Genomic DNA, 15,944 nt, shown 5'->3' with positions numbered 1-15,944 from the left:
TTTCCAATCTCCTTTCTGTAGAGATACTTAGTTTTTTATTCTGGGAAGTTTCCGAACCAGTCCAAGGATACTCCTTGATTAAAATGCACGGAATCAGTATACTGGCTTTTAAATAAAATGTAAATGTTATCTTATTTTTTATTCCTATTTGATTGGTTTTAAATTTCAATGAAGCCTAGGGTGAAAACTTGAGCAGTTTTTTTAGAAAATGGTACAATGGAATAGAAGGCTATACGGATTGATAATAGAAAAAATATTTATGGAAAGCGGGGAAGATAAGTGATTGTCATGTATCTTATTCTTATAGTTCTCATTTTAGGCGCAGTCATTTATCGTGGACTTTCTTCTTACTATGCGCAAAAATTAATTCAATCGGGTTTACAAAGAGGGTATGATTGGTATGAGAAAACAGGTCATCAGTTGATGGACCCATCGGCTTTTACGATTGTAGAAAAGCAACGGCAACATGCGGAAACAGAAGCTGAAGGCTTTTGGAATAAAGGCAAAGAAATCGAAGTCAAAAGTCATGATGGGTTAAAACTGTTAGGACGAATCTTTCAAAGTTCCTCTCCCAACAAAAAATGGGTTGTTTGTGTCCATGACTATCGAAGTGATGGGAAAACAGATATGTCTTATATTGGAAAGAAATATGCAGAAGCAGGGTTTAACGTCTTGATTCCTGATTTGCGTGCTCACGGCAAGAGTGAAGGAGAAATCATCGGAATGGGTTGGTTGGATCGTTTAGACTTGATTATCTGGATCAACTATATTTTACAGATGCAGCCAAATGCTAACATTATTTTACATGGGAGTTCAATGGGTGCCTCTGCTATCATGATGGCTAGTGGGGAAAAACTACCTCCTGCAGTTCGAGGGTTTATCCTGGATAGCGGGTTTGTTTCCGTCTATGCGGAGTTTCGCTACATGTTGAGCAAACTAACCTTTCTTCCTAAAAAAATGATCATGCGCCATGCAAATCGCTATGCAAAGAAATATGCTGGTTATTCTTTGAAACAGGCGTCAGCAACTCGTCAGTTGGGCAGTAACCATCTGCCAGTATTGATCATTCATGGGGAAGAGGATCAGTTCGTTCCAGTCAGTGCCGCTTATACGATCCAAAATGCAACAGCTGGTGAAAATGATCTTTTTCTGATCCCAGAAGCTCAACATTTAGAAGCAGCCGTGAAAGATCCCACCAAATATTGGACGGTTGTTTTCTCATTTATCGAACAGCGAATCGATTGGAGAGAATCAGGTTATTCCGAGTATAAATAATTGTTTGCTGAGAACTAGACTGTTAGAATCAAGGAGAACAAATTATTTGGTCAATACGGGGAGTGGCGAAAATGGAAATCAAAGAAGAAAAAAATCGTTTCGTATTATTGAATGATGAAGCAAAAGAAATCGGGGAAATGACTTGGTCGGATGCAGGACCAGACATCATGATCATTGATCATACATTTGTAGAACCAGAGTATCGTGGACAAAAATTAGCAGAAAAATTAGTGCTTAATGGCGTAGAACTAGCTCGAAGAGAAGGTAAAAAAATTATTCCATTGTGTCCATATGCGAAGAAAGAATTTGAAAGAAAACCTGAATATCAAGATGTGCTTCGTAAATAATCGACTCGTTTTCGTACGATCGTCAATGAATGAAATGACAAAAAGTGGATCTATCCGCTAAATGAACTTATTTTTAAATTAGAGAAACCGAAATTGTAGCAACCGGCTATTAACGTTGTTATTCTTTCGGTTTTTTCATCTTTTCAGTCTTTGCCCATGAATAAGTGCTAATACTAAATGTTATCTAAAATTGGAGCCCCATTCGCAAGAGAAGGTTGTCAGAGTTTTTTTTATATGATAAAGTAAAATAGATGATATTTTACGGAAAGGAGGCTGCTTAATGTATAATGTAATTTTAGGAATCGTGATCGTGTTATCGATTGTAATGGTCATTGCAATCATGATGCAACCAAGTAAACAAAACAGTGCAGCAAGTGCATTTACTGGCGGAGCGGATCAATTATTCGGTAAACAAAAAGCACGTGGTTTTGAAGCAGTCATGCAACGTTCGACAGCGGTAATGGGTGCCATTTGGATGATTTTATTATTTGTACTAGCCTTTTTATCTTCTAAATAAAAAGTTGATTTAACGATTAGTCGAAATAATTATGAATCGTTTTTTCGTTCAAAAAATTTCGGCTTAATTTTTTAAGTAGTTGATTTGAATGAGCGAAAAAAGAATTCCTTTCATGCAGAGCAGTGATTGACGTCGCGGCTCTTTTTTTTTTGCCAAAAGAGCGGTTTTGTCCTAAGGGATCGCCAATCTATGTTAAAATGAGAAGAACGAGGTGAACCTAATGAAAAGTCTACCAAAACCCCTTTATGCAAAACATAGTAAGAGAGCTGTGCTACTCTTACATGCCTATTCTGGAAGTCCGAATGATGTGCGCATGCTGGCTCGATATTTGGAAAAGTCAGAATATACTGTCTATGCTCCATTATTTACTGGACATGGAACGCTAGCTCCACAAGACATTTTAGCGCAAAAAACGGAAACATGGTGGGAAGATACGAAACAAGCCATCCACTTTTTAAAAGCAGAAGGTTTTTCCCAAGTTGCCGTTTTTGGATTATCAATGGGAGGAATCTTCGCTGTTCGAGCATTAGCAGAACAGCCAGAGATCATTGGTGGCGGATGTTTCTGCTCGCCGATTTCACCAGTTGAAAATCATGTGCCAGAAAATTTTGAGCGATATGAACGTTATGTGCTAAAACTTGCAGGGGAATCTGAACAGGAAATCGAAGAAACTGTCGCTGCGCTTCGACCAAATGTTTATCAGCAATTAGCAGAGATACAAAACCAAGCAGCAATTACAGAAGGAAAACTTAGTGACATCCAAGCACCTGTTTTTTTAGCCCAAGCCGGTCAAGATGAAATGATTGATCCAGCTGGAGTCTACGAAACAGTAAAAAAATTAGCCGATAAAAGAGTGACCCTTCAATGGTATCCCAACAGCAAACATGTGATCACCGTTGGAGAGTCTAGAAAATTACTGGAAAAAGATGTGTTGGAGTTTCTAGAGAATTTACCTTGGAATGAGGAATGAAAATGACAAAAGAAACATTGAAAGAAAAAATTATTTTTTTTATTGAGAGCGAGCGCAAAAAAAGCTTTTCAATGGAAGAAATCGCCCAAGGATTGGGCTTGCAAAAAAGTGAAGATTTCAAACTACTCGTTCAGACAATCGCTCAAATGGAACGAGAACAAAGTGTGGTCTTTACCAAAAAAGGAAAAGTGAAGCTACCATTAAAACCAGTATTGATCGAAGGAACGTTTCGGGCCAATGAAAGAGGATTCGGCTTTGTGACGATTGATCCAGAAGAAGATGATATCTATATTCCTAAAGAAGCAACTGGGTATGCCATGGATGGCGATACGGTAGCGATCGATATCATAAAAACGGCGGATACTGCGATGGATCGTGGAGCAGAAGGTAAAGTAGTTGAGATCCGCAAACGAGCAACTACGCAATTAGCTGGGGAATTTGTAGCTTACACAGAGGAAGAGATAAGTGAAACGGATCTTTATGGGGTGGTTATCCCAAAAGACAAAAAATTGAATCAGTTTAAAGTTTATGCAGCAGCTGAAGGGATTCGACCAGTTGATGGGAGTATCGTAATGGTTGAGCTGACCCATTATCCTGAGAAAAACTACGCGACCAGTTTAGAAGGTATTGTCAAACAAGTCATCGGCCATAAAAATGATCCTGGAATGGATATCCTATCGATTGTTGTCTCAAACGGGATTCCGACAAAATTTCCAGATGATGTCTTGGCAGAAGCTGATCAAGTGCCAGATACGATCAATGAAAAAGACCTAGTTGGCCGGAGAGACTTACGTGAACAATTGATCGTGACGATTGACGGAGAAGATGCCAAAGATTTGGATGATGCTGTTACTGTGAAAAAATTGGCCAACGGTAATTATTTCTTAGGTGTACACATTGCAGATGTTTCCAATTATGTGACCGAAGGAAGCCAGTTAGATCGTGAAGCTTACGAACGAGGAACGAGTGTGTATTTAACCGACCGTGTCATTCCAATGATCCCACAAAGATTATCAAACGGGATTTGTTCATTGAATCCTCACGTACCAAGACTAACAATGAGTTGTGAGATGGAGATTGATCCAAATGGTCAGGTGGTATCTCATGATATTTTCCCAAGTGTCATCCAAACGACGGAACGAATGACCTATACAGCGGTCAATCAGATTTTAGAAGAACAAGATGAGCAGGTAATGGAACGGTATAAGCAATTAGTGCCGATGTTTCAAGAGATGCAAGAGCTACATCAAATTTTAGAAGAAATGCGGATTCGTCGAGGAGCGATTTCTTTTGAAGACCGTGAAGCAAAAATACTCGTAGAACCAGATGGACAACCAACTGATATCTTATTGCGAAGCCGTGGCGTAGGCGAACGGTTGATCGAATCTTTCATGTTGGCGGCAAATGAAACGGTGGCGGAACATTTTAATAAACGCAACTTTCCATTCATTTATCGGATTCACGAGCAACCTAAAGAAGAAAAGATGCAACGTTTCTTTGATTTTGCTTCTGCACTAGGAATCGTCGTTCGTGGAACAAAAGGAACAATCACACCTAAAGATCTTCAAAAAGTCATTGAAAACGTCGAAGACAAACCCGAATCAGCTGTTATCAATACGATGCTGTTGAGAAGTATGCAACAAGCACGTTATTCAGAAGATAATTTTGGACACTATGGATTAGCTGCGGAATATTATACGCATTTCACTTCGCCTATCAGACGTTATCCAGATTTGATCGTTCATCGCTTAATTCGCTCGTATGGACAAGACCCAAGTGAAGCAAATCAAACTTATTGGGAAAATGAACTACCCGAAATTGCGGAGCATAGTTCGAAGATGGAACGTCGTGCGGTCGAGGCAGAGCGTGAAGTAGATGCAATGAAGAAAGCTGAATACATGATGGATAAAGTAGGAGAGGAATTTGAAGGGATCATCAGTTCAGTTGTTAAATTTGGGTTGTTTATCGAATTACCCAATACGATTGAAGGGTTGATCCATATTAATGAGTTGAAACAAGACTATTTCCACTTTATTGAGAATCATTTAGCATTAGTAGGCGAACGAACAGGGTTAACTTTTAAAATCGGTCAAAAAGTGCGGGTAAAAGTCATCAAAGCAGATCCGGAAGAACGTGCAATTGACTTTGAATTGATTGATGCAGAAGAAATCGTTCCATTAGAACGTCCAAAAACGTCAAACAAAAATCGTCCTTCTAATCGTCATCAAAAACGTTCATCAAAATCTCATACTGAACGGAATGGAAAGAAAAATTCCTATTCAAATGAGCGGAAAAAAGGAAAAGGACCATCTAATAAAAAAGGGAAAAAACCTTTTTATAAGGGAATTAAGAAGAAAAAGAAAAAATAACCAATAACCACTATGAATACCAGTTTGGAGGAATGTCATATGCCAAAAGGCGACGGAAAGTTAATCGCCCAAAATAAAAAGGCTCGCCATGATTATTCGATTATCGATACGATGGAAGCAGGAATGGTGCTGCAAGGAACAGAAATCAAATCGATCCGAAACAGCCGAATCAATTTGAAAGATGGATTTGTCCGTATTCGAAACGGTGAAGCATTTTTGCATAATGTTCATATCAGTCCCTATGAACAAGGCAATATTTTTAACCATGATCCGTTACGAACAAGAAAGTTACTATTACACAAAAAACAGATTTCACGGCTAGAGACTGAAACAAAGAATACCGGGGTCACGATCGTACCCTTAAAAGTATATATTCGTGATGGGTATGCCAAAGTTTTGATTGGTCTTGCGAAAGGGAAGAAATCTTATGACAAGCGAGAAGATCTAAAACGAAAAGATGTGGATCGTCAAATTGATCGAACATTAAAAAATTTCTCTAGATAATTTCATTATCCTTTTTCGCATATTCGGTGCTTTTAGGTTTACTTAATGATAAAATTTGTTAGCATTTAATCTGATAAAGCATGATATCACAGGTTTTTTCTTGTAAAACGCCACGATGATTTTTAGGAAAAAGCAAACTTTTTTGACTGAAATAAAAAATTGTCTGATTTTCATGAAAATGTTTTGAATTTTCTGTTTCATGGTGGTATGATACCGTTTGGTTAGAAAACGATTTAGAAAAACCAGATGTACACATGAATTTGATTTTATGTGAAATTCAGGGAAAAGAGGTGAAATGGATTGGATGAACGCTCGCTAACGTTCCATATTGGACCGGTTTGGTTTGATGGTACTGTTTGTATGATGGTGTTATTGACCTGCTTGATTGTCTTCTTCTTAGTTTACTTCTTTACAAGAAATCTTAAGATGAAACCAACGGGGAAACAAAATGCGCTGGAATGGGTCATTGACTTTACCCGAGGGATCGTAACAGATAATCTGCCTAGAAAAGAATTGAATAATTTTCATTTGTTGGCTTTTACATTGTTCTTGTTTGTCTTCGTGGCAAATAATATAGGTTTAATAACGAAAATCGTCTTACCTAGCGAAACAACACTTTGGAAAAGTCCGACAGCAGACCCGTTTGTTACTTTAACTTTGGCATTTATAATGATCACACTTACTCATTTATTCGGGGTGAAAAAGCTTGGATTTAAAGGGTATTTTGTAAATTCGTTCTTGAAACCATATAGTTTCATGTTTCCAATGAAGCTGATCGAAGAATTTACGAACCTATTAACACTTGCTTTGCGTCTTTACGGGAATATCTACGCGGGGGAAGTTTTACTTACCTTGATTGCCAATATGATGAATAATTTAGGTTGGTTCTCATTACCGTTAGCAATTCCTTTAGAGATGGTCTGGATCGCATTCTCATTGTTTATCGGAAGCATCCAAGCATTTGTCTTTGTCACTTTATCGATGGTATATATGAGCCATAAGATTGAAGTAGAAGAGTAACATCGTTTTTAACAAACTACTATTTATCTATATTTAGGAGGAAATAAATTATGAATTATATCGCAGCAGCAATCGCAATCATGGGAGCAGCTATCGGAGCTGGTTATGGTAATGGTCAAGTAATCTCTAAAACAATCGAATCAATGGCACGCCAACCTGAAATGTCTGGTCAATTACGTACAACAATGTTCATCGGGGTAGCCTTAGTTGAAGCTGTTCCTATTCTAGGTGTGGTTATTGCCTTGATTCTAGTCTTTGCTGTTTAATCAATTAACTGTTTGAGGATAGGACAACTGTCACTAATCCTCTTTTAATTGTCAAAAACTGAAAAAAAACAACCTGGTTATTTTCAAAATAATTGAGTTGTTTCATCATAATACTAGAACAAAAGGCGTTGAGGAGGCTGTTTCAATCATTGAAGTCAGGATTCCTTCATCATCCATGAGATACACCTTAAAGAAAGGAAGGCTAGCCTATGCTGAATCAATTGGCAATTGCAGAAGTTGGTAATCCGATGTTAGGTAATATCATCGTTGTCAGCGGCTCATTTTTGATACTAATGTTTCTATTGAAACATTTTGCTTGGGGACCAATCAGCGATATTTTGAAAAAACGTGAAGATAAGATCGCCAATGATTTAGATTCTGCCGAAAAATCTCGCATCAATTCAGCAAAAATGGAACAAGAACGCGAACAACAATTGTTAGCGTCTCGCTCTGATGCAGCTGATATCATTAAAAATGCGAAAGAAAGTGGAGAATTAAGCCGTCAAAATATTTTGAAGGAAACGCAAGAAGAAGTTGCACGTCTAAAAAGCAAAGCGCAAACTGATATCATGTTAGAACGTGATACAGCTTTAAACTCTGTAAAAGATGATGTAGCAGATCTTTCTCTTCAAATTGCGGCTAAAATCTTGAACAAAGAATTGTCTCCAGAAATGCATGAATCTTTAATCAATCAATATATCGAAGGTCTAGGTTCTACAAATGAAACTAGATAAATATACTGTCGGCAGACGCTACGGTAAAGCACTATTTGAACTGGCGATCGATTCAAATAGCGCAGAAGAAATTTACCAAGAATTACTAAGCTTACGCCAAATCTATAGTGAAGTACCTGGATTAGGCAACGTACTTAGTGACGTCCGCTTAGAACCTCACGAAAAACGAATCATTATGGATAAACTTGTCAGTGGGTTTGACGGTATCGTGAAAAACTTTTTAGAAGTGGTCTATAGTTATAATCGGATGTCTGAATTATCGTTTATGATCGATGAATACGAACATCGCTACAACGATTACAAAGGACTACTTTTAGGTAGTGTAAAAACAGCAGTACCACTTTCTGATGAACAATTACAAAAACTAGAAATGAATGTTGCAAAAACAATGGACTATCAAACAGTTGAATTGAAGCAAATCGTTGATTCTTCTATTATTGGTGGGGCAATTGTTGAAGCCAACCATCGAGTGATCGACGGAAGCATTCGCACGCAATTAGAAAAAATGCGTAATCAATTAAATAGATAGTACAAAGAGGTAGGTGAATCGAATGGCTATCAAAGCAGAAGAAATTAGTGCCTTGATCAAAGAACAAATTGAAAATTATCAAAACGTGCTTTCAGTCGAAGAAATCGGTACCGTGACTTATGTCGGTGACGGGATTGCTCGTGCACACGGTTTAGAAAATGCGATGAGTGGTGAGTTGCTTGAATTTTCAAACGGCTCATACGGAATGGCGCAAAACTTAGAATCAAATGATGTAGGTATCATTATCCTTGGGGATTTCGAATCCATTCGTGAAGGAGACAAAGTAAAACGAACAGGTAAAATCATGGAAGTTCCAGTTGGGGACGCCTTGATCGGACGTGTCGTTAATCCGCTAGGTCAACCAATCGATGGGTTAGGAGAAATCGTTACAGATAAAGCTCGTCCAGTCGAAGCAATGGCACCAGGCGTTATGCAACGTAAATCTGTCAATGAACCAATGCAAACAGGTCTAAAAGCCATCGATGCTTTAGTTCCAATCGGACGTGGCCAACGTGAATTAGTTATTGGTGACCGTAAAACGGGTAAAACATCTATCGCAATCGATACGATCCTTAACCAAAAAGGTCAAGATATGATCTGTATCTATGTGGCGATCGGTCAAAAGGATTCTACTGTGCGTACACAAGTAGAAACTTTGAAAAAATATGGAGCAATGGATTACACGATCGTAGTCAATGCGGGTGCATCACAACCTGCGCCATTACTTTATATTGCGCCTTATGCAGGAACTGCAATGGGTGAAGAATTCATGTACAACGGCAAACATGTATTGATTATCTTTGATGACTTATCAAAACAAGCTGTTGCTTATCGTGAACTTTCATTGCTATTACGCCGTCCTCCAGGTCGTGAAGCTTATCCAGGGGATGTTTTCTACTTGCACTCACGTTTATTAGAACGTGCGGCAAAACTAAGTGATGATTTAGGTGGCGGTTCAATGACTGCTTTACCATTTGTTGAAACACAAGCTGGAGATATCTCGGCTTATATTCCAACAAACGTTATTTCAATCACTGACGGACAAATCTTCTTAGAAAGTGACTTGTTCTACGCCGGAACTCGTCCAGCCGTTGATGCTGGTTTATCCGTTTCCCGTGTAGGTGGTTCTGCTCAAATCAAAGCAATGAAAAAAGTGGCAGGAACATTACGTCTTGACTTAGCAAGTTACCGTGAATTAGAAGCATTTACCCAATTTGGTTCTGATTTAGATGCTGCGACTCAAGCGAAATTGAATCGTGGACGTCGTACAGTTGAGATCTTGAAACAAAAACTTCATGCACCACTAGCTGTTGAAAAACAAGTAGTTATCTTATATGCTTTGACACATGGATTCTTAGATAGTATTCCAGTTGACAGCATCTTAGATTTTGAACATGAATTATTTGAATATCTAGATACGAATCATGCAGATATCTTTGAAACGATCCGTACAACGAAAGATCTTCCAGAAGAAGAACGATTGAATCAAGCGATCCAAGAATACAAAGATATTTTCTTAGCGACAAAAGGAAACACTTCTTCAACAGAAGACAAATTGAAATCCATTCAAAATGCATAGTGAGGTGAGATGAATGGGCGCTTCATTAAATGAAATCAAGACTCGGATTGCTTCAACGAAGAAAACGAGTCAAATCACTCGAGCAATGCAAATGGTGTCCGCTTCTAAACTGACAAAATCTGAAGCTTCTTCTCAGAAGTTTCAGATTTATGCAAATAAAGTCAGAGAAATCGTCACTCATTTGACAGCTACTCAACTAAATGATATTGCTTCTGATAATCCTCGTGGAGATATCAATTACAATAGTATGTTAATCAGCCGTCCGGTAAAGAAAACGGGGTATATCGTGATTACCGCTGATGGTGGTTTAGTTGGTGGCTATAACAGTTCGATTTTAAAGCAAACAATGTCTATTTTAGAAGAAGACCATAAATCTCCTGACGATTATGTGATGATCGCAATCGGAGGTACAGGCGCAGATTTCTTCAAAGCTAGAGGAATTAATTTAGCTTACGAATTACGTAATTTATCGGATCAACCAAGTTTTGATGAAGTGCGTAAAATCGTAGGTATGGCAACAACGATGTATCAAAATGAAGTATTTGATGAATTGTACGTATGCTACAATCATCATATCAATTCACTAACTAGCCAATTTCGTGTAGAAAAAATGCTGCCAATTTCAGATTTAGATCCAGAAGAAGCAACTACTTTTGACCAAGAATACATTTTTGAACCTTCAAAAGAAGAAATCTTGGCGCAGTTATTGCCTCAATATGCGGAGAGCTTAATCTATGGTGCAATCGTTGATGCGAAGACAGCAGAACACGCTGCCGGCATGACTGCCATGAAGACAGCAACGGATAATGCTGCAACGATCATTGATGATTTGACGGTATCTTATAACCGTGCAAGACAAGGGGCTATTACCCAAGAAATTACCGAAATTGTTGCCGGAGCTTCGGCGCTAGAATAGTATTGAGATTGGAGGAAAAAAGATGAGTTCAGGCAAGATTGTTCAAGTAATCGGTCCCGTTGTCGACGTGGAATTTTCTTTAGACCAATCCTTACCAGATATCAACAACGCATTAGTTGTTTATAAAAATGATGAGAAAAAATCAAAAGTTGTTCTTGAAACAGCATTAGAATTAGGGGACGGAGTAATCCGTACCATTGCCATGGAATCAACAGATGGTTTACAACGTGGTATGGAAGTTATCGATACTGGTAAAGCCATTTCTGTTCCAGTAGGGAAAGATACACTAGGACGTGTATTCAACGTTTTAGGAGATACGATCGATTTAGGATCATCTTTCCCAGAAGATGCAGAACGTAGTGAGATTCATAAAAAAGCACCAAGCTTTGATGAATTAAGTACTAGTACGGAGATCCTTGAAACTGGGATCAAAGTTATCGATTTGTTAGCACCTTACTTAAAAGGTGGGAAAGTTGGATTATTCGGTGGTGCCGGTGTAGGTAAAACGGTATTGATCCAAGAATTGATCCATAATATTGCCCAAGAACATGGTGGTATTTCTGTATTTACCGGTGTTGGGGAACGTACTCGTGAAGGAAATGACCTTTACTATGAAATGAAAGATTCAGGCGTTATCGAAAAAACAGCGATGGTGTTCGGACAAATGAACGAACCACCAGGTGCTCGGATGCGGGTAGCTTTGACTGGTTTGACGATCGCTGAATACTTCCGTGATGTAGAAGGTCAAGACGTGCTATTGTTTATTGATAATATTTTCCGTTTCACTCAAGCTGGTTCAGAAGTATCTGCCCTTTTAGGTCGTATGCCTTCTGCCGTTGGTTACCAACCAACGTTAGCAACTGAAATGGGTCAATTACAAGAACGTATCACATCAACGAAAAAAGGTTCGATCACTTCGATCCAAGCAATCTATGTACCAGCCGATGACTATACTGACCCAGCACCAGCAACAGCATTTGCCCACTTAGATGCTACAACAAACTTAGAGCGTAAATTGACAGAACAAGGGATCTATCCAGCCGTGGACCCATTGGCTTCATCTTCAAGTGCTTTGGCACCTGAAATCGTTGGTGAAGAACATTATAAAGTAGCGACTGAAGTCCAACATGTCTTACAACGTTACCGTGAATTACAAGATATCATTGCGATCTTAGGGATGGATGAATTATCTGATCAAGAAAAAGTTTTAGTTTCACGTGCACGTAGAGTTCAATTCTTCTTGTCACAAAACTTTAACGTAGCGGAACAATTTACAGGTCTTCCTGGTTCTTATGTACCAGTTGAAGAAACAGTCAAAGGTTTCCGTGAAATCTTAGAAGGTAAATACGATGATCTTCCTGAAGAAGCATTCCGAAGTGTTGGTAGAATAGAAGACGTCGTAGAAAAAGCGAAAAAACTAGGCTACTAGAAAGGGGTGCCCCATGGATCAATATTTAACTGTGAATGTGGTGACTCCTGACGGTTTGGTCTATGTTCACCATGCAGCGATCGTAGTAGCACGTACTACAGCGGGGGAACTTGGTATTTTACCTAAACATGCGCCGATCATTGTTCCATTAACAATTGATGAAGTCCGTGTGAAGAGAACAGACTCTGATACCCACGTCGATTGGATTGCTGTCAATGGCGGAATCATGGAAGTTCGTGACAATGTTGTTTCAATCGTTGCCGATAGTGCAGAACGTGAAAGAGATATTGACGTTTCTCGGGCAGAAAGAGCCAAACAACGTGCTGAGCGACAAATCGCAGAAGCAAAAGAAAAAGAAGATACGAATGAATTGAAACGTGCGACAGTTGCTTTGCATCGTGCGATCAACCGAATCAAGGTTTCAAAACATTCTTAAAAGCAACGAATGAGGACCTAACAAGTAGGCCTTAAAAAATCCAAGATTCTTAAGGAGATTCCTTAGAATTTTGGATTTTTTTATCGTTTTTTTTATTGGTAGTTATATTCTAAACATAAAAAGTAAAGAACAATTACTTCTTTGTTACATAAAAATATGGAACTTTCATCATTATGATACTATGGTAAACTAATTGCAGTAAAAAAGGAGGTATCATAATGCCGAAAAAGGTTCAACGGTTTTCCACAGAAGACACAAAAGAAGAAACACATACGCAACAAAAATCGCTATCTTACTCAGAAATAGTAGGCAATCTTACGGATGATCAAACAGTTTCGTTACATAAACAATTACAAGAATTTAGGGACTATCTTTTAAAGAAGAGCCTTGAATCAGAAAAACAAGAGAAAGAGGAGTTTCCATCTAACAGACATCATTTTGGTCCACCTCTATCGGAAAATAATACAGGTAATCTTGCTGAGCAACAACACTCGCGATCGGAAACAATTCAAAGAAAGAGAACGTTGCAAAACATTATTAACGAAAATGAACTGAAAATGATTCAAAACCAAGATAGTCATGCAGTGTCAGAACAGAATAACAAAGTACAAGTTCCACCGTATAAGAAACAAAAAGTTGCTCCAGAGAACGAACTGGAAAATCATTTGGAGTACTCATTAGATGTCGAACGGTTACTAGAAATAGAAGAAATGTTGGGGATCAGAAACACTTCCCAATCAACAACGCTGTCTACCAAAGTCCAAGAGTCTTTATATGAAACTAAGAAATTTGTACAAGATACAAACGTGCCAATAGAAAGTAATAGCGAGTTCAGGTGTTCAACACAACAACCATTGGAGAATGGGCAGACAAGCACTCAAAGTAAGAAGGAACAAGCGCTTGTTGAATCAGTGAAGTGTTTGTTGGAGCAAAGACATAAACTATTTTTTTTTGCGATTAGCTAAAAAACATGAGATGAGTTGTCAAACTGTAAAAAACATTTTAATTGAGAATAATATAGATGTAACTGCTGAGAATAATAAAATAAAAGTAGAGTCTGAAGAAAAAGCACGGCAATTATTAACGGAAGTATTTCACGGAAGGAAAAATTTATCATTTGAAAATATTAAACAAATGGTACGATTGAACAACAATGATATTACAGTTTTAGCTAAGAATCACTTAAAAGTTCTCCTAGAACAAGCACACGCATCTCATCTGAATGGTTCTCAGAAGGAAACTTCAATAGATAGGATTCTTTTGACATATTCTGGATGGACTATGCCAATGCAATATAAATTGTCAAGGCTGGATACTGAATTAAAAGAACAGATAGATAAATACGGCGTAATAAACATAAATGAAATATTAAAGAAAATACCATGTAGCCAAATTGATGTCATCAAGCGAATAGGGCAGTTAAATTATCAGCAATATCTCCCACCAATTTATATGTTTCACCCGCAACTAAATGAGAAAATCCAAAAGCCATTTTATGATGCAATAATACAAGATAAATCGATTCCTACTGATCAAACAAATCAATTTTTTAATCCTAGTACTGATCAAAACATTGCTTATTTGAAGGAACGAATAAAATTAAATCTCGCTAGAAAAGCTGAGTTTGAAACAGCAGAACAAAAAAACAAGACAATTATGGATCAGAGAACTCAGTTAAAAAACCAACCGATTAGAAACAATCAATCTCCCGCTATGGAAGAACGTTGAGTGTTTTAATTTTCGTAGTATGACTATTTTTTTGTTAAATCGGACTAGGACAAAAGAAAAAAGTTCAAAGGAGGACGATTATTGCTGCTATTATTTACCTTGAAAACTAAAAATAAATAAACTTATGGGAAGGAAAATGAACGATGAAACAGGAAATAATTCTATTTTATGGCTTATCACCAAAAGCGGAAAACTTACAGAAACAGATTGAAAAAATTAGAAAAAAAGGATTCTATTCAAGTGATACTGAAGGACAAGGTCCCTGTGATATCAGAGAGTACAATAATCATTTTTCATCGATTACATATGATCACCCAAAAAATCCGATGAATCTTGAATACTTAAAAGATTTTTCAATAAATTGGAAAAAATATATTTCACCATTTAAAGATTGGTGGCCTTTATGGTCTTACTATTTTCAACGCACACAAGATACTGAAAAAAATAAAGTAATCAATTTTAATCCTGGGCTACATGAATCTACGAAAAAAAATATAGAACACCTATGTGAGAAAAATCGCAAATATACAGGACAGCTGATTGTTAGAGGTTGTAAAATTGGATTAGACAGTGCAAGAGATAATGAAAATGTAACCATTTATTATTGTATTGATGGTTTAGATATGAAACGTATTATAGAAAAAAAAGATAAAAAGGCTTTCACTCCTAAAGAAATTCGCTATCTCTTTCGCAATTGGAAAGATTTTGAAGGAAAGGTACATTTTTTTGAAGATGGATATGAAGTGCCTGCACCTTGGAAAACATCTCCAAATGAATGGGAAAGTTATAAACCAAAAAGTTGGCAAGCGTTGAATGAACAACCACCCTTTCAAGAGAATCAAGTGAAACCAGAAACAATCAACCAACGAATATGTAGACAAAAGTATCTAAATGAAATAAAAAATAATTTATTTAAGCTAAAAGTAGCAGAACAACCACACTCTCAAGAGAATCAAGTGAAACCAGAAACAATCCACCAACGAATATGTAGATAAAAGAATTTAAATGAAACAATAACAAATGACTTAGCTGACCTTAAAGTACAAGCAAAGAAGATGGCAAAAAAAAGAAATAGACTTGATTGTACGATCATCAAGAAATTAAACAAAGGATTTTTTGTTCTTACACTATAAAAGAGAGCATATATTTATATTAAATAATCGTTTAATTAACAATGGTAAATACTATCATAATGATATGAGTACATAAGCAAAAAAGGAACAACTTTCATCAAAGATGCATGTGAAATAGTAGTTAAAATAGTTTATAAAAATAAGGTATTAAAACAGAGTCATCATTTGAATGTAAAGTTCTTGAAAATTCTT

17 protein-coding genes and 1 riboswitch are annotated in these 15,944 nt (G+C 37.3%); all 17 genes read left to right on the top strand.

Annotation, left to right across the window (positions count from 1 at the left end; translation table 11 throughout):
• Positions 1-21 precede the first annotated feature (21 nt).
• Positions 22-66: riboswitch (PreQ1 riboswitch) on the bottom strand.
• A gap of 213 nt (positions 67-279) precedes the next feature.
• Positions 280-1,275: an alpha/beta hydrolase gene (locus tag AB3H90_RS06575; RefSeq protein WP_368016421.1), complete on the top strand. Its 996-nt coding sequence runs from the start codon at positions 280-282 to the stop codon at positions 1,273-1,275.
• A 71-nt stretch (positions 1,276-1,346) separates the two neighbouring features.
• Positions 1,347-1,622, top strand: a complete 276-nt coding sequence (locus AB3H90_RS06570; protein WP_010718605.1) for a GNAT family N-acetyltransferase — start codon at positions 1,347-1,349, stop codon at positions 1,620-1,622.
• A 280-nt stretch (positions 1,623-1,902) separates the two neighbouring features.
• Complete coding sequence (gene secG / locus AB3H90_RS06565; protein ID WP_010718604.1) at positions 1,903-2,139, top strand: preprotein translocase subunit SecG; 237 nt, start codon at positions 1,903-1,905, stop codon at positions 2,137-2,139.
• A 220-nt stretch (positions 2,140-2,359) separates the two neighbouring features.
• The gene (locus AB3H90_RS06560; RefSeq protein ID WP_368016419.1) at positions 2,360-3,109 is read left to right on the top strand and encodes an alpha/beta hydrolase; all 750 of its coding nucleotides are present in this window, start codon (positions 2,360-2,362) and stop codon (positions 3,107-3,109) included.
• A gap of 2 nt (positions 3,110-3,111) precedes the next feature.
• Positions 3,112-5,478 (top strand): ribonuclease R, encoded by a 2,367-nt coding sequence (gene rnr / locus AB3H90_RS06555; protein WP_034699140.1) that lies wholly within the window; start codon positions 3,112-3,114, stop codon positions 5,476-5,478.
• 39 nt (positions 5,479-5,517) lie between these two features.
• Complete coding sequence (gene smpB / locus AB3H90_RS06550; protein WP_010718601.1) at positions 5,518-5,982, top strand: SsrA-binding protein SmpB; 465 nt, start codon at positions 5,518-5,520, stop codon at positions 5,980-5,982.
• A 300-nt stretch (positions 5,983-6,282) separates the two neighbouring features.
• Positions 6,283-7,002 (top strand): F0F1 ATP synthase subunit A, encoded by a 720-nt coding sequence (gene atpB / locus AB3H90_RS06545; RefSeq protein ID WP_010718600.1) that lies wholly within the window; start codon positions 6,283-6,285, stop codon positions 7,000-7,002.
• A gap of 50 nt (positions 7,003-7,052) precedes the next feature.
• On the top strand, positions 7,053-7,268 hold the full coding sequence (atpE, locus tag AB3H90_RS06540; RefSeq protein WP_010718599.1) for an ATP synthase F0 subunit C: 216 nt from the start codon (positions 7,053-7,055) through the stop codon (positions 7,266-7,268).
• Between the two features lie 209 nt (positions 7,269-7,477).
• Positions 7,478-8,002 carry a F0F1 ATP synthase subunit B gene (gene atpF, locus AB3H90_RS06535; protein ID WP_368016418.1) on the top strand — a complete coding sequence of 175 codons (525 nt, stop codon included), beginning with the start codon at positions 7,478-7,480 and terminating at the stop codon, positions 8,000-8,002.
• Entirely contained in the window at positions 7,989-8,531 is a 543-nt protein-coding gene (atpH, locus tag AB3H90_RS06530; protein ID WP_034699144.1) for an ATP synthase F1 subunit delta, read from the top strand. Before atpF ends, atpH begins: the two co-directional genes overlap by 14 nt.
• 22 nt (positions 8,532-8,553) lie before the next feature.
• Positions 8,554-10,110 carry a F0F1 ATP synthase subunit alpha gene (gene atpA / locus AB3H90_RS06525; RefSeq protein WP_010718596.1) on the top strand — a complete coding sequence of 519 codons (1,557 nt, stop codon included), beginning with the start codon at positions 8,554-8,556 and terminating at the stop codon, positions 10,108-10,110.
• A gap of 13 nt (positions 10,111-10,123) precedes the next feature.
• Entirely contained in the window at positions 10,124-11,026 is a 903-nt protein-coding gene (locus AB3H90_RS06520; RefSeq protein WP_010737986.1) for a F0F1 ATP synthase subunit gamma, read from the top strand.
• A gap of 22 nt (positions 11,027-11,048) precedes the next feature.
• The gene (gene atpD / locus AB3H90_RS06515) at positions 11,049-12,455 is read left to right on the top strand and encodes a F0F1 ATP synthase subunit beta (protein WP_010718594.1); all 1,407 of its coding nucleotides are present in this window, start codon (positions 11,049-11,051) and stop codon (positions 12,453-12,455) included.
• 13 nt (positions 12,456-12,468) lie between these two features.
• A complete protein-coding gene (locus tag AB3H90_RS06510; protein WP_368016417.1) occupies positions 12,469-12,891 on the top strand; it encodes a F0F1 ATP synthase subunit epsilon in 423 nt (140 codons plus the stop codon).
• 218 nt (positions 12,892-13,109) lie between these two features.
• A complete protein-coding gene (locus AB3H90_RS06505) occupies positions 13,110-13,856 on the top strand; it encodes a hypothetical protein (RefSeq protein WP_368016416.1) in 747 nt (248 codons plus the stop codon).
• On the top strand, positions 13,843-14,619 hold the full coding sequence (locus AB3H90_RS06500; protein WP_368016414.1) for a hypothetical protein: 777 nt from the start codon (positions 13,843-13,845) through the stop codon (positions 14,617-14,619). Before AB3H90_RS06505 ends, AB3H90_RS06500 begins: the two co-directional genes overlap by 14 nt.
• Positions 14,620-14,762: 143 nt before the next feature.
• Positions 14,763-15,614 carry a hypothetical protein gene (locus AB3H90_RS06495; protein ID WP_368016413.1) on the top strand — a complete coding sequence of 284 codons (852 nt, stop codon included), beginning with the start codon at positions 14,763-14,765 and terminating at the stop codon, positions 15,612-15,614.
• Positions 15,615-15,944: the final 330 nt, after the last annotated feature.

It is taken from the genome of Enterococcus sp. C63 (assembly GCF_040887215.1).
In the GTDB taxonomy this organism is placed as follows: domain Bacteria; phylum Bacillota; class Bacilli; order Lactobacillales; family Enterococcaceae; genus Enterococcus_B; species Enterococcus_B hirae.
The sequence above is the reverse complement of the archived record's forward strand: the minus strand, read 5'-3'. Positions and strand labels throughout refer to the sequence as shown.